The following is a 21,498-nucleotide window of genomic DNA, read 5'->3' on the forward strand; positions in this document are numbered from 1 at the left end:
CCTAGGCGGCCTTCGCCGGCTGCATGTAGCCGAGCAGGGTGGAAAGGGTCGTGCGCAAGTCCCGGCGCGGGACGACCATGTCGACCATTCCGTGCGCGTGCAGGTACTCGGCGCGCTGGAAACCATCAGGCAATTGCTCGCGAATCGTTTCCTGGATGACGCGCTGCCCGGCAAACCCGATCAGCGCCCCCGGCTCCGCGATGTGGACATCGCCCAGCATGGCGTAGCTCGCGGTCACGCCGCCAGTGGTCGGATCGGTCAGCACGACGATGTAGGGCAAGCCCGCCTCGCGCAGCCGCCGGGTCATCACCGTCGCCCTGGGCATCTGCATCAGGCTGAGAATGCCTTCCTGCATCCGGGCACCGCCAGCCGCGGTCACCACGATGAAGCCGCACTTCTCCTCAAGCGCGCGCTCCGCCCCGGCGACGAATGCCGCGCCGACCGCCATGCCCATCGATCCGCCCATGAACATGAAGTCCTGCACGCCAACGACGGCCTTCTGGCCCACGATGGTGCCGACCGCAGCAGTGAACGCATCGGGATGCGGGTTCTTGGCCCGCGCCTGCTTCAGCCGCTCGGTATAGCGCTTGGAGTCCCGGAACTTGAGCGGGTCTTCCTGCACTTCCGGCGCGGGAAGCAGTTCATACCCTTCGTCCATCAGCTGGTTCAGGCGCGCATCGGCGCCGATCCGCCCGTGGTAGTTGCAGCGCGGACAAACCGAGAGATTGTCCTCATACTCCTTGGTGAAGAGCATTTCGTTGCAGCTGGGGCACTTGACCCAGAGATTGTCCGGGGTTTCGCGCCGGGGTGCGAAGGGAAGGGAGTTGCGGACCCGGGTGAGCCAGCTCATGCGGCGACCTTTCGTGAAGTGTGAACGGCTTCGGCCAGTTGGCGCGTCAGATCCTGCAAGTGGCGCGGCGCGGCGTCTCCGTGCTGCCCGACCAGTTCAACCAGCGCGGAGCCGACGACGACGCCATCGGCCACCCGCGCGATCGTGGCGGCTTGTTCCGGAGTGCGCACGCCGAACCCGACCGCGACGGGCAAGTCGGTGGCCGCCTTCAGCCGATCGACGGCTTGCTGGATCGAACCAAGCGCCGCCTGCTGCTTGCCGGTGATCCCGGCGACGGACACGTAATAAAGGAACCCTCCGGATCCTTCCAGAACTGCCGGCAGACGCGCCGCATCGCTGGTCGGGGTGGCCAGCCGAATCAGCGCCACGCCGTTGTCGCGCAGCGCCGGGCCCAGCTCCGGATCTTCCTCGGGCGGAATGTCGACGCAGATTACCCCGTCCACCCCCGCTCCGGCGGCTTCGGCTGCAAACCATTCCGGCCCGCGCCGCACCATTGGGTTGGCATAGCCCATCAGCACCAGCGGCACCTCGGGATGGCGCGCGCGAAATTCGCGGGCGATCAGCAGCACGTCGCGGGTGGTGGTGCCTTTCCCAAGGCTGCGCAGGTTTGCCGCCTGGATCGCGGGACCGTCCGCCATCGGATCGGTGAACGGCATCCCCAGTTCGATCACGTCCGCGCCGCCGGCAACCAGCGCGTCGAGGTTGGACGCGGTGTCCCCGTCGCCGGCGGTCAGGAAACACACGAGGGCGGGGCGGTCTGTCGAGAAGGCCGTGTCGAAGCGGCTCACAGCTGCACTCCCAGCGCTTCCGCCACGGTGAAGATGTCCTTGTCCCCCCGGCCGCACAGATTGGCGAGGATGATGGAATCGCGCGGCATTTCGCGCGCGCGCTCGACGATGGCGGCGATGGCGTGGCTCGGCTCCAGCGCGGGGATGATCCCTTCCGTCTGGCACAGCAGCTGGAACGCTTTCAGCGCGTCTTCATCGGTGGCGGAGGTGTATTCCACCCGGCCGATTTCCTTCAGCCAGGCATGCTCCGGCCCGATGCCGGGATAGTCCAGGCCCGCGCTGATCGAATGCGCTTCGGCGATCTGGCCGTCCTCGTCCTGCAAAAGGTAGGTCTTGTTGCCGTGGAGAATGCCGGGCGATCCGCCCGCAAGGCTCGCCGCGTGCTGCTTGTCCAGCCCGTGCCCGGCCGCTTCGACCCCCAGCATCTTCACGTCGGGATCGTCGAGGAACGGATGGAACAGGCCGATGGCGTTGGACCCGCCGCCGATCGCCGCAACCAGCAGGTCCGGCAGGCGGTCGATCCGGTCGAGCATCTGGGCCCGCGCTTCCTTGCCGATCACGCTCTGGAAATCGCGAACCAGCTCGGGATAGGGATGGGGCCCGGCGGCCGTGCCGATGATGTAGAACGTGTCGTGGACGTTGGCGACCCAGTCGCGCAGCCCTTCGTTCATCGCGTCCTTGAGGGTCGCGGCGCCGCTGGTGACGGGGATCACTTCCGCGCCGAGCAGCTTCATGCGGAACACGTTCGGCTGCTGACGGGCGACGTCGGTCGCGCCCATGTAGATCACGCAGGGCAGGCCGAAACGGGCGCAGACGGTGGCGGTGGCCACGCCGTGCTGGCCGGCGCCGGTTTCCGCGATGATCCGCGTCTTGCCCATGCGCATCGCCAGCAGGATCTGCCCGACGCAGTTGTTGATCTTGTGCGCGCCGGTGTGGTTCAGTTCATCGCGCTTGAACCAGATCTGCGCGCCCATCCCGTCGTCCGCGTTCTCGCGCAGCGCGTCGGTCAGCCGCTCTGCGTAATAGAGCGGGCTGGGGCGGCCGACGTAATGTTCCAGCAAGTCGTCGAACTGCGCCTGGAACGCCGGGTCGTTCTTGGCGCGGCGGTATTCGCGCTCAAGCTCAAGGATCAGCGGCATCAGTGTTTCAGCGACGTAGCGTCCGCCAAACTGGCCAAAATGGCCCCGCTCGTCCGGGCCGGTGCGATAGGAATTGGGCTGCTGGTTCATGACCGCGCCGCTTGGCAGAAGGCGGCAATCTTGTCGATATCCTTGCGCCCCGGCTCGCTTTCCACGCCCGAGGAACAATCGACCAGCAGGGCGCGCGTCCGCCGCACGGCCTCGGCAACGTTCTCCGGGTTGAGCCCCCCCGCAAGACCCCACGGCAGCGCGCCGCGATACGCGGAGAGCAGGGTCCAATCGAACACCAGCCCCATGCCGCCCGGCAGCGTGCCCTTGGGCGTCTTGGCGTCGAACAGGACCATGTCCGCCGCGCCGCGGTACATCTCTGCCCGCTCGACGTCGGCAGCCGTCGCAACCGACAGCGCTTTCCACACCGGAAGGCCGAACTGCGCCTTCACGTGCGCAGCGCGCTGCGGAGTTTCGGTCCCGTGCAGCTGGATCGCGTCGAGCTGCCCCGCCGCCACGCCATCGGCAATCGCGGCATCGTCCGCATCGACGAACAGGCCCACCTTGCCGATCCGTCCCGCTGCTCGCTGCGCCAGCCGGGCTGCATCCTGGATGGAGACGTTGCGGGGCGACCGTTCGAAAAACACGAAGCCGACGTGCTCGGCGCGTGCGGCAATCGCTGCGTCGAGCGCGTCGGGGGCGGCGATGCCGCAGATCTTGATGGCAGTGGAAGACATGGGGGCGCCTTACCGCGATTCGCCGCCCTGTCGAGCAGGCGTTACGGCGCCAGCTCGTACAGCACGGTCACGCTTGCCCGCATGTCGAGCTCACCCGCCTGTACCGGAGCAGGCGGCGGGGGCGGCGCGGCCATTTCGGCCATGCGGAAAGCGGGCTGCGGACTGGAATAGCCGCCGCCTTCGCCGATGGACAGCGTGCGCACGATGTTCAGCCCCGCGGCCCGGGCATACAACTCCGCCTGACGGCGCGCGTTGCGCATCGCGTCGATCCGCGCTTCGTCCAGCGCGGTCTGCTCGTTGTCCAGCTGGAACACCGGCCCGTTCACCTGATTGGCCCCGGCGGAAACCAGCGTGTCGATGATCCTGCCGTAATCCTCAAGCTGGCGCTGGCGCACGGAAACCGTGTTGGTCGCCTGATAGCCGATGATCCGGGGCACTTGCTGTTCCGTCGGAATGGGCATGGACGTGCGATCGCCGGAACGCGCCGCAATCATCGCATCGCGGTTCGGGTCGGAATAGACCGGGTTCAGCGACAGGTTGCTGGTCTGGATGTCCCGGTCGGCAATGCCGGCGCGCTTCAGGGCAGCGATCACCTGGGCCATAGACCGGGAGTTCTCAGCCAGCGCGGCAGCGGCGGTCTGGCCCTGCGTCGTCACTCCCGCCGTGAACAGCGCAAGGTCGGGCCGGCGCATGCTGCTGCCTTCCGCGTTGACGGACAGCACCGTGTTGCCCGGCTGGACCGTCAGTTCCGGCTGCACGACTTGGGCCGAGGCGGGTGTCAGCGGCAGCAGGGCGGCAACAGCGGCGGCGGCGATAAGGCGCGACGTTTTCATCTTCATGCAAGTCTCCCTCGTGAACCGGACGCAGGGGACCCCAGTCCGGCTTTCCACGCGATGAACTGACGAAGAAAGATTACAGCGTCGCTTCGATCCCGCGAGCCGCAGCGACAGGATCTTCCGCCCGGCTGATCGGACGCCCGATCACCAGAACGCTGGCCCCGTCATCGCGCGCCTGGCGCGGGGTGACGACACGCTTCTGGTCGCCCACCTGGTTTCCGGCGGGCCGCAGCCCGGGCACGACGAAGAACCCGTCCTTCCACTGGGCATGGACCGCTGCAACCTCGTGGCCAGAACACACCACGCCGTCCAGTCCGGCCGTATGCGCCAGATCCGCCAGCCGCAGCACCTGGTCGTGCGGAGAGCCATTTACCCCGGTGCGCATCAGGTCCCGCTCATCAAGGCTGGTCAGCAGGGTCACGGCGACGACCCTGGTCCCGCTTCCGGCCGCCGCCTTGGCGTCTTCCATCATCGCCCGGCCGCCGCTCGCGTGAACCGTGACGATCGCCGGCTCCAGCATGTGGATAGCCTGCATCGCGCCCGCGACCGTGTTGGGAATGTCGTGCAGCTTGAGGTCGAGGAAAATCGGCAGCCCGATCCGGGCGATCTCGTGCACCCCGTGATGCCCGTGCGCGCAGAAGAATTCGAGCCCCAGCTTGATCCCCCCGATGTGCGGAGCGACTCGCCGCGCCAGTTCCTTCGCCGCATCGAGCTGCGGCACATCGAGCGCAAGGTAGACAGGGTTGCTCATGGGTTCAGGGGCTCTCGTAACTCGGCAGGATCAGACGCGGGTTCGGGTTCGGCAACCGGAACGGGAGGTAGCGGCTCAACCGGCACGGCAGCGGTGCGGGCAGCGTTTTCCAGCGCCGCGATCCGCCGCTTCATCCGCCATTTCGCGGCAAGATGCGCCAGCCACATCGGCACCAGCCCGGCCAGGAACGGAATGATCACCAGCACCGGGATCTTCGTTTCCCAGACCAGCCCTTCCCAGATGCGGACTTCGACCGGCAACCAGTTGTAGTAGGAGAACACCGCCAACGCGACGAGCAGCAGCACCAGAAGGATCGTGCGGACGATTTTCACGCGGGCTTTTCTCTGTCGGTTCGGCCCGGGCGTTCTTCACCCGGGTGTCTTTTGCGGCGAATGCTAGGACGATTGGGCCGTGAAGGGAAGGGGAGGCAACGTCCCCCTCCCGCACGGCGGGCGGGGCGGCCTCAGCCGAACACCCGCTGGAAGATCGTGTCCACTTGCCGGTAATGGTAAGCGAGGTCGAACTTCTCCTCCAGCTCCTGATCGGAAAGCGCCGCGCTCACTTCCGGGTCGGCCTTCAGCAGGTCGAGCAGCGACAGCGCCCCGTCACTTTCCCACACCTTCATCGCGTTGCGCTGGACCAGGCGATAGGAATCGTCCCGCGTAAGCCCGGCCTGCGTCAGCGCCAGCAGCACGCGCTGCGAATGGACGAGCCCGCCCATTCGGTCGAGATTCTTCTGCATCCGCTCCGGATAGACCAGCAGCTTGTCCACCACCCCGGTGAGCCGCGCCAGCGCGAAGTCGAGCGTGATGCACGCATCCGGCCCGATGAACCGCTCGACGGAGGAATGGGAGATGTCCCGCTCATGCCACAGCGCAACGTTCTCCATCGCGGGCAGGGCGAAGGACCGGACCATCCGCGCCAGCCCGGTCAGGTTCTCGGTCAGCACGGGATTGCGCTTGTGCGGCATCGCGCTCGATCCCTTCTGGCCGGGGGAGAAATACTCCTCCGCTTCCAGAACTTCGGTCCGCTGCAAGTGCCGCACCTCAATCGCCAGCCGCTCGATGGAGCTGGCGATGACGCCCAGCGTGGCGAAGAACATCGCGTGCCGGTCGCGCGGGATCACCTGGGTGCTGACCGGCTCCGGCTGAAGGCCCAACGCTTCGGCCACATGCTCCTCAACCTCAGGGGAGATGTTGGCGAAGGTGCCGACCGCGCCGGAAATCGCGCAGGTGGCGATTTCTTCCCGGGCGGCGACCAGCCGTTTGCGGCAGCGGGCGAACTCGGCATAAGCCTGCGCCAGCTTCAGCCCGAAGGTCACCGGCTCGGCATGGATGCCGTGGCTGCGGCCGATGGTCGGGGTGTACTTGTGTTCCTCGGCCCGGCGCTTCAGCGCGGCGAGCAGCGCGTCGATATCCTCCAGCAGCAAGTCGGCCGAACGGGCAAGCTGGACCGCCAGCGTGGTGTCGAGCACGTCGGAACTGGTCATCCCCTGGTGCATGAAGCGCGCCTCGGGCCCGACCTGCTGCGCAACCCAGTCGAGGAATGCGATGACGTCGTGCTTGGTCACGGCCTCGATCGCGTCGATTGCGGCCACATCGATCTTCGGATCGGTCTTCCACCAGTCCCACAGCGCCTTGGCGGCGGATTCCGGCACAACGCCCAGCTCACCAAGCTTCTCGGTCGCGTGGGCCTCGATCACGAACCAGATGCGGTACCGGGCTTCGGCCTCCCAGATCGCGGTCATGGCGGGGCGGGAATAGCGGGGGACCATACGAACTCCGATCTTTGAACGTGGCCGGGCGGCTAGGCCGCGCATCGGGAATTGGCAAGCCCGGGCGGGGCTGGCCGGCAGTGGGTCACTCGGTCCGAAGCTGCCTTGCGAGCACGACGTCGTCATACTCCCGCTCTCCGACCCGGAATTTTCGGTCGGCGATCTGGATAAAATCCTGCCTGGCGTAGAAAGCCCGCGCACGAGCGTTGCCAGCATACACGCCCAGGAGAATCCTTCGATATCCCCGCTGCTCGGCATGTAGGATCGCTTGCTTCATGAGCTCTGCTCCCATCCCCGTCCCGTGGAACCGCGAAAGCGTGTAGATGCGCTTCAGCTCGATATCGCTCCCGTCGGGCGTGCATCCCGGAAGGTGTGTCTCTCCGACGAGTGAAAAGCCGACAGGTGCGCTCCCATGACATGTCTCGGCCAGCCACGCTTGCCCACCTGCGCCCAGATAGGCTTCGTATGCGGCGTGGCTGTGCTCCCTCCGGCAGTGATCGACTATGGCGCGCCCATCAAGAACTCCGGCGAATGTCTCGAGAAAGGTTGCGCCGCCGACGAGCGCAAGGCGTTCGGCGTCCACCGCGCTTGCTGGTCTTACGGTCCAGTCCATCCTGCGCTCCTGCCCTGCTGCGCGCCGCTCGCGCTAGATCAAACCCTTGGCCCGCATCGACACGTGGCCTTCGCGCCCGACGATCACATGGTCGTGTACGGTCAGGCCAAGCAGCCGCCCGGCTTCGGCGATCCGGTTGGTGATCTGGATGTCGGCCCGGCTCGGCTCGGGATTGCCGCTCGGGTGGTTGTGGACCAGGATCAGGGCGGCGGCACCGATGTCCAGTCCGCGGCGGATTACCTCGCGCGGATGGATCGTCGCCTCGTCGATCGAACCGTCGCCGACATGGTGATCCTGGATCAGCCGGTTACGGCTGTCGAGGTAAAGCACGCGCACCCGCTCCACGGTCAGGTGCGCCATGTCGATGGACAGGTAGTCGATCAGCGTCTGCCAGCTGCCCAGCACCGGTTTGGAATGCACTTCGCTGCGGGCCATGCGGCGCGCGGCGACCGCCACGATCTTCAGGTTGGCCGCGCTGACTTCACCCATGCCTTCAACTTGCGCCAGCGATCCCGCATCGGCGTTGAGCACGCCGGAAAGCGTCCCGAACCGGGCAAGCAGCGCCTTCGCGATCGGCTTGGTGTCGCCCCGCGGGCGGCTGGCGAACAGCAGGTATTCCAGCACTTCGTAATCGGCCAGGGCATCGATCCCGCCTTCCAGCAGGCGTTTTCTCAGCCGGGCGCGATGCCCTGCGGTGTCCGATCCGCCGCGCGGTCCCGTGTAATCTTCTGTCTTCACTCGCCAATCCCCTTGGCGCAGGGATGCCCCGGCGCGCGGGTGGGCGCAAGTGCCGCATGTGGTTGACTTGCCGATACCCCCCGCCTAAGGGGGCGGCGCCCTCGGCGGGCACCTCGTATGCCCATGTAGTTGCCCAGCAAGGGAGTGTTGCATGAGCGATGAGAAGTCCGCACGGGAACCCATCGGTGAGGACGCGCGGATCGACGCGCTTGACGAGCGGCTGAAGGCTGCGCGCGAGCGGGAAGAAGAGCGCAACCGTCCGCGGGGCCAAGCTGCCGATGCAAATTATCGCATGGGCAACAAGGTACTTGCGGAGCTGCTCGGTGGGCTTCTTGGCGGCGCGGTGCTTGGTCTGGTAATTGATTACTTTGCCGGCACATCGCCCTGGGGTCTGTTGGTGATGCTGTTCCTCGGAATAGGTGTCGCCTTCAGGAACATTATCCGGATTTCGAACCGGCGTCAGGACTGACCTTTTTTCAGGGCGGCTGGCGCCGCTCATTTACGCGTTGGGGACGCAGACAGTGGCAGCCGAAGCAGGCAAAGTCGATCCGATGCACCAGTTCACGATTGAGCCGTTGTTCGGCTCAAACAACTGGGAAATCGCCGGATTCAACATCGCATTCACGAACAGTGCGCTGTGGATGGCCATCGCCGCCGCGGCGTTGTGGCTGTTCATGATCGGCGGCATGAAGCGCCAGCTGGTGCCCAACCGCTGGCAGATGGCGGTGGAAACCTTCACCGGCTTCATCGACGACACGCTGCAGGCGAACATTGGCAAGGAAGGGCGCAAGTACGTGCCCTACATCTTCTCGCTGTTCATGTTCATCCTGTTCGCGAACCTGATGGGCCTGCTGCCGCTGCCGCTGGCAATTGTCGGCGTCCACCCGTTCACCTTCACCAGCCACTTCACGGTTACCGGCATCCTCGCGCTGCTGACGTTCCTGATCGTACTGGTGGTCGGCTTCTGGAAGCACGGTCTCCATTTCTTCTCGCTGTTCGTGCCGCACGGCACGCCGATGCTGATGATTCCGCTGATCTTCGTGGTGGAGCTGTTCTCGTTCCTCGTGCGTCCGTTCAGTCTCGCCCTGCGGCTCTTCGTCGCCATGATGGCGGGGCACGTGCTGCTTGAGATCCTCGCCAGCTTCATCGTCGACAGCGCCAACGCTGGCGCCGGCTGGGGCCTGGTGATCGGCATCCCGATCATGGTCCTGATGCTGGCGATTTCCGCGCTGGAAATCCTCGTCGCAGGCATCCAGGCCTACGTTTTTGCGCTGCTCAGCACGTTGTATATCAACGACGCAGAGAATCTTCACTAATCCAACCACTTATTCAGGTTTATCAAAGGAGTTTTTGAAATGGACATGGAAGCTGCCAAGCTGCTCGGTGCCGGTCTTGCTGCGATCGGTGCGGGCCTCGCGTCGCTCGGCGTGGGCAACGTCTTCAGTTCCTTCCTCGAAGGCGCGCTGCGCAATCCGGGTGCGGCCGACGGTCAGCAGGGCCGCCTGTTCATCGGCTTCGCCGCCGCAGAACTTCTCGGCCTGCTCGCGTTCCTCGTGGCCGTGATCCTGATCTTCGTCGCCTGAAGCCTGTAGGATTTGTTGGATTGGCGGGCCCGTCCTCCGGGCCCGCCAGCATGCACTTCCTCAACTTACCGGACCGGACCAATGCCCCAGCTATCCCAGCTAGCCGAAACCTACGCCAGTCAGATCTTCTGGCTGCTGGCAATCTTCGGACTGGTCTTCTTCGTCATTGGCCGCGGCATGGTGCCCAAGGTCATGGACACCGTCACCACGCGTGATCAGCAGATCCAGCAGGACCTCACCGCCGCCGAAGCTGCTCGCACAAAAGCAGACGAAGAGGAGGAGGCCTGGCGCAAGCGCGAAAACGACAACCGGGCACAGTCCCAGGCGCTGATCAATCAAGCCCGGGTCGCAGCGGCCGAACAGGTCGCAGCAAGGCTCGAGGTTGCCCAAGCCGGCTTCGACGAGAAAATTGCCGATGCCGAAGCTCAAATCGCTGCAGCGCGCTTGGCTGCGACTGCGGAAATCGAAGCCGTGGCGAGCGATGCGGCGCAAGATATCGTCGAGCGTGTCGCCGGAATGCACATCGCTCCGCAAACCGCTTCTGCTGCCGTCAAGGAGGTGATGATCCATGGCTAATTCTTCCCATGTGGTCACCACGACGAACGACCCTGCGGTTCCGGCAGATGTTGCCGCAATCGACCCGGCGGGCCCTGCACATGTAGTGCTGACCGACGCTCCGGCGCATGCGGTACTGGTAGAAGAAGCAGAGCACCACGGTGCCACTTTCCTGGGCATGGGTCCGGAAGGCTGGGTTGGCGTGGCAATGCTGCTCTTCCTCCTCATTTTGATCTGGAAGGGTGTGTTTCGGTCCATAACCAGCCTTCTCGATGCGAAGATTGCGGCCATCCGTAGCCAGTTGGAAGAGGCGCGAAATCTGCGCGCCGAAGCGGAGACGCTGCGGGAAGAATACAGCGCGAAGATTGCCAACGCCGAAAAGGATGCGGCGGCCATGTTGGCGCAGGCCCGCACTGAGGCGGACACGATCGTTGCGAACGCCGAGGTCGAAAGCGCGGCGATTATCGCTCGTCGTCAGAAAATGGCCGAGGAAAAGATTGCCGCTGCCGAGCGGTCTGCCGTGGAGGAAATCAGAGCCAAGGCGGCCACGACTGCTGCCGCTGCTGCTCGCCGCCTGATCGTTGAGAAGTTTGAGGTGCAAGCTGATCGGCAACTGGTCGATCAGGCGATCGCCGGGTTGTAAGGTCCCGCCGCTTGTGTCGCGGCGGAACACCCCGTCAGGCTGAGCGCTTATCCTAAGTTAGGAGAAGCGCATGCCCATTACCGCTATTGCGATCAACTGCACTCTCAAGAGCAGTGAAGGTCCGAAAAGCTCAACGTCCCGGATGATCCGTGTTCTTGCGGACCAGTTTGACCAGCGGGGCGTGGCGACGGCAGAAACACTGCGGATGGCGGATTACAACATCCTGCCTGGCGTCACCTCCGATGAAGGTGAGGGCGATGACTGGCCCATGCTGCGCGAGAAGTTGCTGGCTCACGACATTCTAATCTTCGGTGGCCCAATTTGGATGGGGCAGATAAGCTCCGTTGCCAAGCGAGTGCTCGAGCGAATGGATGCCTTCCTTTCCGAAACCGATCAACAGGGCCGGATGCCCAGCTACGGGAAGGTCGCCGTAGCAGCGATTGTCGGGAACGAGGACGGGGCGCACTACAGTTCTGCGCAGCTTTATCAGGCGCTCAACGACGTTGGCTGGACAATCCCAGCCAATGCCGTCTGCTACTGGAATGGCGCGGCGATGGGGTCCACGGATTTCAAGCAGCTCGATACCATCCCGGACAAGGTTACGGAAACAGCAAAGCTGGTGGCTGGCAACGCTGCTCATGTTGCGCGCGTGCTGAAGGAGGATCCGTATCCTGGATCCTGAAGCTACCGGAATGTATCTTTCGCAGCTCTGAGTGCCGCGAACGTTTCTGAAGCCGAGTCTCCGCCCCAGCCTTTTCGCATCTCTGGACTATCCGCTCGCAGAAACGGGTTCGTGTCCAGCTCGCGGCCGAGTGTCGTGGGCACCGTTGGCTTGCCGGTGGAACGCTTCCGGGCGATCTCCTGCACGTAGTCCTTGAGTTGCAGGTTGCCGGGATCGGCGTGCACTGCGAAGCGCCCGTTCGCTTCGGTGTATTCGTGCGCACTGTAGAGCGTGGTCTGCGGTGGCAGGTCCTTCAGGCGCGACAAGCTTGTCCAGAACTGCTGCGGCGTTCCTTCGAACATACGCCCACAGCCGAGCGGGAACAGTGCATCCCCAACGAACGCAATCTCCAATTCCTTCAGGTGGTAGGCAATGTGCCCAAGGGTGTGACCGCCAACATCGAGCACGTGTGCGGGGTGGCGGCCGATGCACGTTGTATCCCCGTGAACGACGGTACGATCCACTGCCTTGATCTTCGGGGCGTCAACTTCTGGAGCGACGACAGTGCAGCCGGTGGCCTGCTTTATCGCCTCGTTTCCACCGGCGTGGTCAGGGTGCCAGTGCGTGTTCCAGATTTGCGTGATGCGCCAGCCCTTCGCTTTCGCTTCCCGCAGGTACACGTCGGCGTCGGGGGTATCGATGCAAGCCGTCTCGCCGCTTTCCGTGTCGTGTAGCAGGAACCCGTAGTTGTCGGACAGACATGGGAACTGGTGGACTTGCAGCATCAGTTGTCCCTTCCTTTCAGGTGGCGAGGGATGGGTTCGTGCGAGTGAGGCCAGGCATCGCAGGTTCGTTCAGGGGTAACGACGGATCCGCACAGGCCTCTCGCTTCAGGCCGGCCAGTCTAGCAGCGCTGTTCTTATAGGAAAGGCCCGCCTGCTCGGGTGAGCGGACGGGCCTTTCGCGGTGACCTGTTGGAAGGCCTCGGTTACGCGAGGCCTTCCATGCTTGAGCGGATTACTCTTCGTTCTTCTTCAGCGCTTCGCCGAGGATGTCGCCGAGCGAGGCACCCGAGTCGGACGAACCGTACTGGGCAACCGCCTGCTTTTCTTCGGCGATCTGGCGTGCCTTGACGGAGAAGTTCGGCTTCTTGGACCGGTCGAACCCGGTGACCATCGCGTCGAGCTTCTGACCGGTCTGGAAGCGGTCCGGACGCTGTTCGTCACGGTCACGACCAAGGTCGGAGCGCTTGATGAAGCCGGTCGCGCCATCGTCGCCCGCCTGAACTTCCAGTCCGCCATCGCGAACTTCGAGCACGGTCACGGTGGTGACGTCGCCGCGCTTGAGGCTGCCCGTCGCGCCGCCGGCGGCCGGGGCACCCTTTTCGAGCTGCTTCATGCCGAGGCTGATGCGTTCCTTTTCGACGTCGACATCGAGTACGACCGCGTCGACTTCTTCACCCTTGCGGTGCAGCGCCAGCGCGTCTTCGCCCGAGATGCCCCAAGCGATGTCCGACATGTGAACCATGCCGTCCACGTCGCCCGGAAGGCCGATGAACAAGCCGAATTCGGTCGCGTTCTTGACTTCGCCGGCGACGGTCGAGCCGACCGGGTGCTGTTCGGCGAACTCTTCCCACGGGTTGCGCTGGGCCTGCTTGAGGCCGAGGCTGATGCGGCGCTTATCGGAATCGACTTCCAGCACGACCACTTCGACTTCCTGCGAGGTCGAGACGATCTTGCCCGGGTGGACGTTCTTCTTGGTCCAGCTCATCTCGGAGACGTGGACCAGACCTTCGATGCCGGCTTCCAGTTCCACGAACGCGCCGTATTCGGTGATGTTGGTGACGGTTCCGTTCACCTTCATGCCCATCGGGTACTTGGCGGCGACGCCTTCCCACGGATCGCTTTCCAGCTGCTTCATGCCGAGGCTGATGCGCTGGGTTTCCGGGTTGATCCGGATGATCTGCACGGTGACGGTGTCGCCGATGTTGATCACTTCGCTCGGGTGGTTGATCCGCTTGTAGCTCATGTCCGTGACGTGGAGCAGGCCGTCAATACCGCCGAGATCAACGAACGCACCGTAATCGGTGATGTTCTTGACCACACCGTCGATTACCTGGCCTTCGGACAGCTTGTCGATCAGTTCGCTGCGCTGTTCGGCGCGGGTTTCTTCGAGAACCGCGCGGCGCGAGACGACGATGTTGCCGCGGCGGCGATCCATCTTCAGGATCTGGAACGGCTGCGGCATGTCCATCAGCGGAGCGACATCGCGCACGGGGCGGATATCGACCTGGCTGCCGGGCAGGAAGGCCACGGCGCCATCGAGATCGACGGTGAAGCCGCCCTTCACGCGGCCGAAGATGCGGCCTTCGACGCGCTTGCCTTCGCCAAATTCGTTTTCAAGCTTGTCCCAGGCGGCTTCGCGGCGGGCGCGGTCGCGGCTGAGCATCGCTTCGCCGTCGGCGTTTTCAACGCGGTCGACATAGACTTCGACTTCATCGCCGACCGACAGGCCGTGATCGTCTTCGTTACGGGCGAATTCACGCAGGGAGATGCGGCCTTCGCTCTTCAGGCCAACGTCGATGACGGCCATGCCGTTTTCGATCGCGGTGACGGTGCCCTTGACGACGCGGCCTTCAAAGCCGCCATCGTCGGCATTGCCGAGCTGTTCATCGAGGAGTTTCGCGAAATCGTCGCGAGAGGGAAGTGCCGCAGTGGCCATAGTGTTTCCTGACTGACATTTTTCCGGCCACCGGGTTGGTTCCCGGGGTCTTGTGGCCGAAGTGTCCGCGCGGCCGGATGCCGTCGCGGACGTCCGTATGGCAATGATGCCGCCGAACGGGCGGGCCGATAGTGTAAACCCTTGGAAAAAGCAAGCGAAACCCGGTCGGCGGCGACTGGCCGGGACGCGTCCCGTTCGATCCGCGCGGCCCGGATCGAGGTTGACACAAGTGACATGTCCTACACTTCGTGTCGCGCAGCGAAGGCCGCGGAAATCCGCCGTTCTTTGGCCCTTTGGCGACACATTGGCGCCTGCAGGAAAATAAAATTTTCTTTTCGCGACGAGACACAATGTTGCGCAGGAAGCAGGCGAGTAAAGGGCGAGCACAACCATGGTTCAGGTCTGCGGGGACGCAGACTGAGTAGGAAACCGGTTTTCTCCCGCCGCGCCCGCGAACGAAGATCGCTGGAGGCGGCAAGCACGCGGTGCGAATGTCCGCTTTCGACCCATTGCGGACATTCAAGGGCTACTGCATTCTACCGAAATGCAGATCCACGTTACAGCATTGATGAGGTTGTCCCTCTGGTTCCTCTTGGGGGCAGCGTCGCTTGTTGCGATCTTCTGGCTGGCGCTTGTAGTGGTGTCTGGCTTTGAAATCTGGCTGACTGAATCAAACACAGCAGGGTTAATCCTTCAGAGTGCGCTCATTCTTTTCCCTGTCAGCGTTTTCTTCGGAATCAAGCAATCCAAGGGCAATTTCAGCCGAACCAGCGCAGTCTTTGCTCTCGCGTGGACTATCGCTGCTGTCGCAATGGTTTTCTTTCAAGTTTGGTAACGAACGTCCTCTCTCCACCCGTTGCAGACATTCAGGACTACTCCTCGTAGTAGTCTATCTGGGCTCGTGATTTGGCCGCGTCGGCTACAAGGAGCACCTGTCCGCCGTGAGGAAACGCTGGCGGGTTGAGGATTGAGAACTGAGTGGCGACTGGAAACTCCGGGCCGACTTTCAGCCCGGTGCTAAAGTGGTAGCTGCCGCCCTCAGCGGCAGTCCGGGTGAATGACCAGCCAGTCAACAGCGCCGGGAAGTCGGCAGGGTCAATCTCGAACGCGCATGTAGTGAGAACGTCAGTGAATCCCCAAGACTCGCATTCGGCATTTCGCAGCGAAGCCGGAACACTTTCAAGGCGTAGCAGGGAGCCGATGATCTGCCTTGGACGCGTCTGATAAAGAACGTTCGCGCAACAGGCCGCAGCAAGAATGAGGATCAGAGCAAGGAAGCCCCGGACAACATTTTTGCGGCTGATTGGCATCCGAGAGTTGTGACACCGCCAGCGTCCGCTTTCCACCCAATTGCAGACATTTTCACGCCAGTGGCAGTAGCGAGGATGACTGCTCTGATGGTGGTCTTGTTATGCCGGAGGGGCCGTTCGGGATCGCCATCGTGAACGCGGCGAGCCGTCCGTTTGGTCGCGCATCCAATTCCCGGCCCCGGTTCGGCAGGTGCGCCTCAATGGCGGGCGACAAGTAGGTCATTCCGTTACGCGCACCTGCTGGTTGACGAGCTCTGCCGAGCCGAAGATCGTCATGAAGGAAATATCGGTCGCGTCGCGGCCGACGGCGATGCGGACGAGCCCTTCCACAGGGGCCAGGCCGCTCGCGTCCACCAAGCGCCATTGTCCGTCGAGCCAGACCTCCACGACCGCGTGGAAGTCCGGCGGATCGAGCTTCCATGCGTAGGCGGAAACCAGCCGGGCCGGAATGCCTGCGGCCCGGCTGAATGCTGCCATCACGTGAGCATAGTCGCGGCACACCCCCGCCCGGGCGACGAAGGTGTCGACCGCGCCGGTCTTCTCGTTGCTTGCGCCGGACTGATAGGCGATGTTCTTTCTGATCCAGCGCGCCATCGCCTCTACGCACGCTCCTCCCTCCAGATGCCCGAATTCGCGCGTCACGAACGAGGCGAACCTGTCGGACTCGCAGAACCGGCTTGGCCACAAGTAGGGTATGACCTCGGCGGGAAGGGCGCGGCGGGGCGTGACAGGCAGCTCAACCAGCGGCTCGCACATTCTCTCCACGATGAAGGTGCCGTGATATTCGGCGTAAAACTGCCCTTCGGCGTGAACCCATGTGCGGCGCCCAATTCCATCATCTCCGGGCACCGTGCGCAGCGGCTCGCCGCCGCTCACCGTCAGCTTGTCGACCACCAGCCGCTGCTCCTGCGTCGGAGCTGCCTCGATTGCCAGCAAGATGTCGGCGGGCGAAGGCAGGGAGTAATGCAGCAGTGCTTCTATCTTGAGACGCATCCGGAAATCCTGAAGAGGTTTTTGCAACGTGCAGGGCGGCACCTACGGCAACCGCAATGCGGGAAACCGGCCTGTCGGGCTTGCTCGGGATCGAACGGCCCAGCGACAGAACGGCGGATACTTGGGGCACAGAGTGCCGGTGCGGGAAACGAGCCTTTGATCGCAGCCTGTCAGTTCGAGAACGGCGTGCCCGATTCGCCTTCCTCGCACGAGCCTGATGAACGCAGCAGAAGGACCTCCAGCCACCCGTCGCGTGCGGCGGCGCTTTGCTAACTCTGGAGCTTCTTTTCCGCCGCGGCAACGGCGGCGGCGATGGCCGCATCCTTGCCCAGATCCGAGGTGTCCAGCATCACCGCATCGTCCGCCGGGCGTAGCGGGGATTCCGCCCGCGTGCGGTCACGCTCATCCCGGCGGCGCAGGTCGTCCTCGATTTCGGCGAGCGTGCGCGTGTCGCCTCGCTCCTGCATTTCTTTCCACCGGCGCCGGGCGCGTGCCTCTACGCTGGCGATGACGAACAGCTTCACCTCCGCCTCCGGCGCGATCACTGTGCCGATATCGCGCCCGTCCAGCACCGCGCCGCCGGGTTGCAGAGCGAAGCCGCGCTGGCGTTCGAACAGCGCCTCGCGAACCGCGTGATGGACCGAGACGCGGCTGGCGAGCCCGCCGGTTCCCTCGCTGCGCAGTATGGGATCGAGCAGCAGGCTGTCCGGGAATGCCGTGCAGGACAGGGCATCGTTCGGATCGTCCGGATTCTTGCCGTCGAGCGACACCTGCCAGCCCACGGCCCGGTACAGCAGCCCGGTATCGAGGTGCGGCAGGCCGAAGTGGCGGGCCAGCGCGAGAGATATCGTGCCTTTGCCGCTGGCGGTCGGTCCATCGACGGCGATGATCATGACGCGCTCCTTCGCTTCTGCCGCCCGGCCTTGGCCAGTCCCCACGCGGCGACGCTGGCCCAGACGGCCTCCAGCACGAGCGACGGCAGGTTGGTGTTCACCATCAGCGACACGGCGAGCAAGCTGGCGCCTGCGAGATTGGTGCCGTGGAGCAGGAAGGGATTCGGCTCCTTGCTGGCGGTGACGTAAATGTACGCCGCGACGACCAGTCCCATGCCGATGAAGCCGACGACGTTGGCGGTCTCCGGGCTCATTGGGCGGAAAGCCCATCAAGCAACGGCTGGAAATTGGGAAAGCTGGTGGCGATCGGGCGCGTGTCGTCCACTTCGACGCCGGATCGGCTGGCAAGCCCTGCCACGGCCATGCTCATCGCGATGCGGTGGTCGAGGTGGGTGGCGATCGGGCCGCCGCCGGGGAGCAAGTTCCCTCCGGTGCCGTCGATCGTGAGCCCGTCTTCGGTTTCGGAGACGTGCGCACCGGCCGTGCGCAGCGCCTGCGCCATCACCGCGAGACGATCCGACTCCTTCACCCGGAGCTCTTCGAGCCCGCGCGTGACCGTGCGTCCTTCGGCCATTGCGGCGGCGACGAACAGTACCGGGAATTCATCGATCATACTGGGGGCAAGGGCGGGGTCGACCTCTATTCCCTTGAGCGGCGAGTGGGCGATCCGCAGATCGGCCACCGGCTCCCCGCCGACTTCGCGGAGATTTCCCTCAACGATGGTGCCGCCCATCTGGCGCAGGACGGTGAACAGTCCGGCGCGAGTCGGGTTCAGGCCGACGTTCTCGATCACGATCTCGCTGCCCGGCACGATCAGGGCGGCGACGGCGAAGAACGCGGCGGATGAGGGATCGCCGGGTACTTCGATGGTCTGTGGGCGCAACTCCGCTTCTCCGCGGAGGCGGATCACGCGCTCCCCATTTTCTTCCTCAACCCACAAGTCGGCGCCGAAGCCTTTCAGCATGCGTTCGGTGTGGTCGCGCGTCGGCACCGGCTCAATGACGCTGGTGATGCCGGCGGTGTTCAGGCCGGCGAGCAGGACTGCGCTTTTGACCTGCGCGGAGGCGACCGGCAGCCGGTAGGCGATTGGGACGGCGGGGCTGAGGCCGCGCAGCGTGGCGGGGAGCGTGTCGCCGGGGCTAGCGGTGAAGCTTGCGCCCATTTGCGACAACGGCTCCATCACCCGCTTCATCGGACGTTTCGACAAGCTGCCGTCGCCGACGAAGGTTGCGGTGATCGGGTGGCTCGCCACCAGGCCCATCAGGAGGCGGGTGGAGGTGCCGCTGTTGCCCATGTCGAGCGCGGTTTCGGGCTGAAGCAGGGCGCCAACTCCGACGCCGCGGACCGTCCATTCGCCTTGTCCCTGCCGATCTATCGTCGCGCCCATTGCGCGCAGGGCGGCGGCGGTGGCGAGCACGTCCTCCCCTTCAAGCAGGCCGGTGATGCGGGTTTCGCCCACGGCCAGCGCGCCGAACATCAGGGCGCGGTGGCTGATCGACTTGTCGCCGGGTACGCGCATCCGGCCGCGCAAGGGGCCGGATGCCGCGAAACGGCGGGGCTGTATCTGCGTGGGATCGCTGGGAGAAGACATAAGGATGGACTGGCGGCCTCGGTCGAGCTGCGGGCGGGATACGCGCGGGCTTTTGACAGCGGGAGTACCCTATGGCAAGGCGCGCGGCGCGCTTGATTCCGGCGGCAGCAGCCCCCATCAAGCTGAACAGTTCTGATCCGCCAGATTGGCGGCACGCAAGGAAATACGAATGGTCAAGCCTGAATGGGGCACCAAGCGCAGCTGCCCGAAATGCGGCACGCGCTTCTACGATCTGGGATCTGACGATCCGGTCACCTGCATCGAGTGCGGGAACGAGTGGATGCCCGAGCCGGTGCTGAAGTCCAAGCAGCCGATTCCCTTCGAGGAAGAGAAGAAGAAGGAAGAAGAGCCGGATAGCGATCTGGCTGACGACGATCTCGAGGATATCGACGAGGACGAGGATTCGCCCGACAACGACGTCGACCTTGGCGGTGACGACGATCTCGGCGTGGCCGGTTCTTCCGACGAGGACGAAGACGAAAGTTGATTTCCTGCTTGCCAAGGCCGGAGCGTCGCAATAAAGGCGGCGTCCCGGCCAGATGGCGGGGCAGCGGGTTCCCAGACCCGCGACGAATGGATCGGGGCCGTAGCTCAGCTGGGAGAGCGCTACAATGGCATTGTAGAGGTCAGGGGTTCGATCCCCCTCGGCTCCACCATTCGAACATATGATGGTCATTTGACCACGCTGGCCGACGAGTTTTCGTCCGCCGGCGTTTTTGGCGTTTAGGGCGGTTTCCGGCTGGATGGCATTATCCGGCAATGCGGAGGTCGCGGCAAAACAGGAACCGGGGCGGTCGATCGAACGATCGGCATGAAAACGTCGCGGCGCCGGACAGGAGTAACGGATCGCCATGTTCGAGAGTCTTTCCGATCGTCTGGCCGGTGTGTTCGACGGCCTGCGCGGCCGCGGTGCGCTGAACGAAGCCGATGTGCGCACGGCTATGCGCGAAGTGCGCGTCGCGCTGCTCGAAGCCGACGTCGCGCTGCCGGTTGCGCGCCGGTTCATCGATGCGGTGACCGAAAAGGCCATCGGCCAGCAGGTGCTGAAGTCGGTCACGCCGGGTCAGCAAGTCGTCAAGATCGTCCATGACGAACTGGTCGCGATGCTGGGCGGGGAGCAGGTTTCCGGACTCGATCTCGAAGCCAAGCCGCCGGTCGTGATCATGATGGTCGGCCTCCAGGGATCGGGCAAGACCACCACGACCGCCAAGCTGGGCAAGGTCATCCGCGAGAAGTACGGGAAGAAGGCCGTCATGGCCTCGCTCGACGTCAATCGCCCGGCGGCACAGGAACAGCTCAAGGTCCTGGGTGAGCAAGTCGACGTCGCCACCCTGCCGATCATTCCCGGCCAACGCCCGACGGAGATCGCCACGCGCGCGATGCAGGCGGCGCGGCTCCAGGCAGCCGATGTGCTGCTGCTCGATACCGCGGGCCGGCTCCACGTCGATCAGGCGCTGATGGACGAGATGAAGGCCATCGCCTCCATCGCCAATCCGCACGAAGTCCTGCTGGTGGTCGATTCGCTGACCGGCCAAGACGCGGTCAACGTCGCGCAGAGCTTTTCGGGCGAAGTCGATCTGACCGGCGTGATCCTGACCCGGATGGACGGCGATGCGCGCGGCGGCGCGGCGCTTTCCATGCGTGCGGTGACGGGCAAGCCGATCAAGTATGCCGGCACGGGCGAAAAGCTCGACGCACTGGAGGCGTTCCGGCCTGGCAGCGTGGCCGACCGGATCCTGGGCATGGGCGATATCGTCAGCCTGGTGGAACGGGCATCGCAAGTCGTCCAGAAGGAAGACGCCGATCGGATGGCCGAGCGAATGCTCAAGGGCCAGTTCGATCTCAACGATCTTCGCGCTCAGCTGCGCCAGATGCAGAACATGGGCGGGCTCGGCATGCTGGCAGGGATGCTGCCGGGCATGAAGAAGGCCAAGCAGGCGATGCAGCAGTCCGGGATGGATGACCGGGTCCTGCTGCGGATGGACGCGATTATCGGATCGATGACCCCAAAAGAGCGGGAGCGGCCCGAACTGCTCAACGCCAAGCGCAAGAAGCGGATTGCCGCCGGGTCCGGAACCGAGGTGCAGGACGTCAACAAGCTGTTGAAGATGCACCAGGAAATGGGCCGGGCGATGAAGCAGATCAAGAAGATGGGCGGCATCAAGGGCCTGGGCGCCCTGTTCGGCAAGGGCGGGCTGGGCGCGGCCATGCCGGGGCTGGGTGGTCCCGGGGGCGGCGACATGCCGGACCTCGGCAAGCTGGGCAAGGCCGCAGGCCTTCCGCCGGAGCTTCAGGATCTTCTCAAGAAGAAATAACTCAAAGCATTATATCAGA

At 64.3% G+C, this 21,498-nt stretch carries 26 protein-coding genes and 1 tRNA gene; 10 read left to right on the top strand and 17 right to left on the bottom strand.

Features of this window, described 5'->3' with window-relative positions:
- Position 1: 1 nt before the first annotated feature.
- The 10 genes from accD to radC all read right to left on the bottom strand — a co-directional run bounded on the left by accD (position 2) and on the right by radC (position 8,214).
- Entirely contained in the window at positions 2 to 850 is an 849-nt protein-coding gene (accD, locus tag ELY13_RS04570; protein WP_126172713.1) for an acetyl-CoA carboxylase, carboxyltransferase subunit beta, read from the bottom strand.
- Complete coding sequence (trpA, locus tag ELY13_RS04575) at positions 847 to 1,638, bottom strand: tryptophan synthase subunit alpha (protein ID WP_126172714.1); 792 nt, start codon at positions 1,636 to 1,638, stop codon at positions 847 to 849. Before trpA ends, accD begins: the two co-directional genes overlap by 4 nt.
- The gene (trpB, locus tag ELY13_RS04580; RefSeq protein WP_126172715.1) at positions 1,635 to 2,867 is read right to left on the bottom strand and encodes a tryptophan synthase subunit beta; all 1,233 of its coding nucleotides are present in this window, start codon (positions 2,865 to 2,867) and stop codon (positions 1,635 to 1,637) included. The genes trpA and trpB overlap by 4 nt, the downstream gene beginning before the upstream one ends.
- The gene (locus tag ELY13_RS04585; RefSeq protein ID WP_126172716.1) at positions 2,864 to 3,502 is read right to left on the bottom strand and encodes a phosphoribosylanthranilate isomerase; all 639 of its coding nucleotides are present in this window, start codon (positions 3,500 to 3,502) and stop codon (positions 2,864 to 2,866) included. The genes trpB and ELY13_RS04585 overlap by 4 nt, the downstream gene beginning before the upstream one ends.
- A gap of 41 nt (positions 3,503 to 3,543) precedes the next feature.
- The gene (locus tag ELY13_RS04590) at positions 3,544 to 4,341 is read right to left on the bottom strand and encodes an SIMPL domain-containing protein (protein WP_241233542.1); all 798 of its coding nucleotides are present in this window, start codon (positions 4,339 to 4,341) and stop codon (positions 3,544 to 3,546) included.
- Positions 4,342 to 4,414: 73 nt separating this feature from the next.
- Positions 4,415 to 5,089 carry an orotidine-5'-phosphate decarboxylase gene (pyrF, locus tag ELY13_RS04595; protein ID WP_126172717.1) on the bottom strand — a complete coding sequence of 225 codons (675 nt, stop codon included), beginning with the start codon at positions 5,087 to 5,089 and terminating at the stop codon, positions 4,415 to 4,417.
- Positions 5,086 to 5,421, bottom strand: a complete 336-nt coding sequence (locus ELY13_RS04600; protein ID WP_126172718.1) for a LapA family protein — start codon at positions 5,419 to 5,421, stop codon at positions 5,086 to 5,088. The genes pyrF and ELY13_RS04600 overlap by 4 nt, the downstream gene beginning before the upstream one ends.
- A gap of 131 nt (positions 5,422 to 5,552) precedes the next feature.
- Positions 5,553 to 6,863 carry an adenylosuccinate lyase gene (purB, locus tag ELY13_RS04605; protein WP_126172719.1) on the bottom strand — a complete coding sequence of 437 codons (1,311 nt, stop codon included), beginning with the start codon at positions 6,861 to 6,863 and terminating at the stop codon, positions 5,553 to 5,555.
- A gap of 85 nt (positions 6,864 to 6,948) precedes the next feature.
- Positions 6,949 to 7,476 carry a GNAT family N-acetyltransferase gene (locus ELY13_RS04610; RefSeq protein WP_126172720.1) on the bottom strand — a complete coding sequence of 176 codons (528 nt, stop codon included), beginning with the start codon at positions 7,474 to 7,476 and terminating at the stop codon, positions 6,949 to 6,951.
- A gap of 33 nt (positions 7,477 to 7,509) precedes the next feature.
- Entirely contained in the window at positions 7,510 to 8,214 is a 705-nt protein-coding gene (gene radC / locus ELY13_RS04615) for a RadC family protein (protein WP_126172721.1), read from the bottom strand.
- A 151-nt stretch (positions 8,215 to 8,365) separates the two neighbouring features.
- Between radC and ELY13_RS04620 the strand changes: the two genes are divergently transcribed.
- The 6 genes from ELY13_RS04620 to ELY13_RS04645 all read left to right on the top strand — a co-directional run bounded on the left by ELY13_RS04620 (position 8,366) and on the right by ELY13_RS04645 (position 11,677).
- Positions 8,366 to 8,683, top strand: coding sequence for an AtpZ/AtpI family protein (locus ELY13_RS04620; RefSeq protein ID WP_126172722.1), 318 nt, complete (start codon positions 8,366 to 8,368; stop codon positions 8,681 to 8,683).
- An 82-nt stretch (positions 8,684 to 8,765) separates the two neighbouring features.
- The gene (locus ELY13_RS04625; RefSeq protein ID WP_126172891.1) at positions 8,766 to 9,530 is read left to right on the top strand and encodes a F0F1 ATP synthase subunit A; all 765 of its coding nucleotides are present in this window, start codon (positions 8,766 to 8,768) and stop codon (positions 9,528 to 9,530) included.
- Between the two features lie 39 nt (positions 9,531 to 9,569).
- Complete coding sequence (locus ELY13_RS04630) at positions 9,570 to 9,797, top strand: F0F1 ATP synthase subunit C (RefSeq protein WP_126172723.1); 228 nt, start codon at positions 9,570 to 9,572, stop codon at positions 9,795 to 9,797.
- Positions 9,798 to 9,878: 81 nt separating this feature from the next.
- On the top strand, positions 9,879 to 10,373 hold the full coding sequence (locus ELY13_RS04635) for a F0F1 ATP synthase subunit B family protein (RefSeq protein WP_126172892.1): 495 nt from the start codon (positions 9,879 to 9,881) through the stop codon (positions 10,371 to 10,373).
- A 10-nt stretch (positions 10,374 to 10,383) separates the two neighbouring features.
- Entirely contained in the window at positions 10,384 to 10,995 is a 612-nt protein-coding gene (locus tag ELY13_RS04640) for a F0F1 ATP synthase subunit B family protein (RefSeq protein WP_241233543.1), read from the top strand.
- 70 nt (positions 10,996 to 11,065) lie between these two features.
- Positions 11,066 to 11,677 carry a flavodoxin family protein gene (locus ELY13_RS04645; protein ID WP_126172725.1) on the top strand — a complete coding sequence of 204 codons (612 nt, stop codon included), beginning with the start codon at positions 11,066 to 11,068 and terminating at the stop codon, positions 11,675 to 11,677.
- 2 nt (positions 11,678 to 11,679) lie between these two features.
- On the opposite strand, the gene gloB is transcribed toward ELY13_RS04645, so the two are convergent.
- Positions 11,680 to 12,441 (bottom strand): hydroxyacylglutathione hydrolase, encoded by a 762-nt coding sequence (gene gloB, locus ELY13_RS04650; protein WP_126172726.1) that lies wholly within the window; start codon positions 12,439 to 12,441, stop codon positions 11,680 to 11,682.
- Positions 12,442 to 12,673: 232 nt separating this feature from the next.
- Positions 12,674 to 14,377: a 30S ribosomal protein S1 gene (rpsA, locus tag ELY13_RS04655; RefSeq protein ID WP_126172727.1), complete on the bottom strand. Its 1,704-nt coding sequence runs from the start codon at positions 14,375 to 14,377 to the stop codon at positions 12,674 to 12,676.
- A 544-nt stretch (positions 14,378 to 14,921) separates the two neighbouring features.
- Between rpsA and ELY13_RS04660 the strand changes: the two genes are divergently transcribed.
- A complete protein-coding gene (locus tag ELY13_RS04660) occupies positions 14,922 to 15,212 on the top strand; it encodes a hypothetical protein (RefSeq protein ID WP_126172728.1) in 291 nt (96 codons plus the stop codon).
- Between the two features lie 37 nt (positions 15,213 to 15,249).
- Here ELY13_RS04660 and ELY13_RS04665 read toward each other — a convergent pair whose 3' ends face one another.
- The 5 genes from ELY13_RS04665 to aroA form a co-directional block, all read right to left on the bottom strand.
- Positions 15,250 to 15,687, bottom strand: coding sequence for a hypothetical protein (locus tag ELY13_RS04665; RefSeq protein WP_126172729.1), 438 nt, complete (start codon positions 15,685 to 15,687; stop codon positions 15,250 to 15,252).
- 219 nt (positions 15,688 to 15,906) lie between these two features.
- Positions 15,907 to 16,680: a transglutaminase-like domain-containing protein gene (locus ELY13_RS04670; RefSeq protein ID WP_126172730.1), complete on the bottom strand. Its 774-nt coding sequence runs from the start codon at positions 16,678 to 16,680 to the stop codon at positions 15,907 to 15,909.
- 269 nt (positions 16,681 to 16,949) lie between these two features.
- Positions 16,950 to 17,573: a (d)CMP kinase gene (locus ELY13_RS04675; RefSeq protein ID WP_126172731.1), complete on the bottom strand. Its 624-nt coding sequence runs from the start codon at positions 17,571 to 17,573 to the stop codon at positions 16,950 to 16,952.
- Positions 17,570 to 17,827: a CBU_0592 family membrane protein gene (locus ELY13_RS04680; RefSeq protein WP_126172732.1), complete on the bottom strand. Its 258-nt coding sequence runs from the start codon at positions 17,825 to 17,827 to the stop codon at positions 17,570 to 17,572. The genes ELY13_RS04675 and ELY13_RS04680 overlap by 4 nt, the downstream gene beginning before the upstream one ends.
- The gene (gene aroA, locus ELY13_RS04685; RefSeq protein ID WP_126172733.1) at positions 17,824 to 19,164 is read right to left on the bottom strand and encodes a 3-phosphoshikimate 1-carboxyvinyltransferase; all 1,341 of its coding nucleotides are present in this window, start codon (positions 19,162 to 19,164) and stop codon (positions 17,824 to 17,826) included. The genes ELY13_RS04680 and aroA overlap by 4 nt, the downstream gene beginning before the upstream one ends.
- A 169-nt stretch (positions 19,165 to 19,333) precedes the next feature.
- Here aroA and ELY13_RS04690 point away from each other — a divergent pair, with 169 nt between their 5' ends.
- The 3 genes from ELY13_RS04690 to ffh all read left to right on the top strand — a co-directional run bounded on the left by ELY13_RS04690 (position 19,334) and on the right by ffh (position 21,479).
- The gene (locus tag ELY13_RS04690; protein WP_126172734.1) at positions 19,334 to 19,651 is read left to right on the top strand and encodes a TIGR02300 family protein; all 318 of its coding nucleotides are present in this window, start codon (positions 19,334 to 19,336) and stop codon (positions 19,649 to 19,651) included.
- Between the two features lie 93 nt (positions 19,652 to 19,744).
- Positions 19,745 to 19,820 (top strand) — tRNA-Ala (locus ELY13_RS04695).
- Positions 19,821 to 20,015: 195 nt separating this feature from the next.
- Entirely contained in the window at positions 20,016 to 21,479 is a 1,464-nt protein-coding gene (ffh, locus tag ELY13_RS04700) for a signal recognition particle protein (protein WP_126172735.1), read from the top strand.
- The last annotated feature ends 19 nt before the right edge of the window (positions 21,480 to 21,498 follow it).

The sequence above is a fragment of the Altericroceibacterium xinjiangense genome (assembly GCF_003958635.1).
GTDB classification, from domain to species: domain Bacteria; phylum Pseudomonadota; class Alphaproteobacteria; order Sphingomonadales; family Sphingomonadaceae; genus Altericroceibacterium_A; species Altericroceibacterium_A xinjiangense.

Coding starts and splice junctions, on each gene's coding strand:
- ELY13_RS04625 (WP_126172891.1), top strand. CDS start 8,766: ATGCACCAGTTCACGATTGAGCCGTTGTTCGGCTCAAACAACTGGGAA.
- ELY13_RS04620 (WP_126172722.1), top strand. CDS start 8,366: ATGAGCGATGAGAAGTCCGCACGGGAACCCATCGGTGAGGACGCGCGG.
- ELY13_RS04690 (WP_126172734.1), top strand. CDS start 19,334: ATGGTCAAGCCTGAATGGGGCACCAAGCGCAGCTGCCCGAAATGCGGC.
- ELY13_RS04630 (WP_126172723.1), top strand. CDS start 9,570: ATGGACATGGAAGCTGCCAAGCTGCTCGGTGCCGGTCTTGCTGCGATC.
- ELY13_RS04660 (WP_126172728.1), top strand. CDS start 14,922: ATGCAGATCCACGTTACAGCATTGATGAGGTTGTCCCTCTGGTTCCTC.
- purB (WP_126172719.1), bottom strand. CDS start 6,863: ATGGTCCCCCGCTATTCCCGCCCCGCCATGACCGCGATCTGGGAGGCC.
- ffh (WP_126172735.1), top strand. CDS start 20,016: ATGTTCGAGAGTCTTTCCGATCGTCTGGCCGGTGTGTTCGACGGCCTG.
- ELY13_RS04645 (WP_126172725.1), top strand. CDS start 11,066: ATGCCCATTACCGCTATTGCGATCAACTGCACTCTCAAGAGCAGTGAA.
- accD (WP_126172713.1), bottom strand. CDS start 850: ATGAGCTGGCTCACCCGGGTCCGCAACTCCCTTCCCTTCGCACCCCGG.
- ELY13_RS04590 (WP_241233542.1), bottom strand. CDS start 4,341: ATGAAGATGAAAACGTCGCGCCTTATCGCCGCCGCCGCTGTTGCCGCC.
- ELY13_RS04635 (WP_126172892.1), top strand. CDS start 9,879: ATGCCCCAGCTATCCCAGCTAGCCGAAACCTACGCCAGTCAGATCTTC.
- ELY13_RS04680 (WP_126172732.1), bottom strand. CDS start 17,827: ATGAGCCCGGAGACCGCCAACGTCGTCGGCTTCATCGGCATGGGACTG.
- ELY13_RS04670 (WP_126172730.1), bottom strand. CDS start 16,680: ATGCGTCTCAAGATAGAAGCACTGCTGCATTACTCCCTGCCTTCGCCC.
- ELY13_RS04675 (WP_126172731.1), bottom strand. CDS start 17,573: ATGATCATCGCCGTCGATGGACCGACCGCCAGCGGCAAAGGCACGATA.
- aroA (WP_126172733.1), bottom strand. CDS start 19,164: ATGTCTTCTCCCAGCGATCCCACGCAGATACAGCCCCGCCGTTTCGCG.
- ELY13_RS04585 (WP_126172716.1), bottom strand. CDS start 3,502: ATGTCTTCCACTGCCATCAAGATCTGCGGCATCGCCGCCCCCGACGCG.
- pyrF (WP_126172717.1), bottom strand. CDS start 5,089: ATGAGCAACCCTGTCTACCTTGCGCTCGATGTGCCGCAGCTCGATGCG.
- gloB (WP_126172726.1), bottom strand. CDS start 12,441: ATGCTGCAAGTCCACCAGTTCCCATGTCTGTCCGACAACTACGGGTTC.
- rpsA (WP_126172727.1), bottom strand. CDS start 14,377: ATGGCCACTGCGGCACTTCCCTCTCGCGACGATTTCGCGAAACTCCTC.
- trpB (WP_126172715.1), bottom strand. CDS start 2,867: ATGAACCAGCAGCCCAATTCCTATCGCACCGGCCCGGACGAGCGGGGC.
- ELY13_RS04610 (WP_126172720.1), bottom strand. CDS start 7,476: ATGGACTGGACCGTAAGACCAGCAAGCGCGGTGGACGCCGAACGCCTT.
- ELY13_RS04665 (WP_126172729.1), bottom strand. CDS start 15,687: ATGCCAATCAGCCGCAAAAATGTTGTCCGGGGCTTCCTTGCTCTGATC.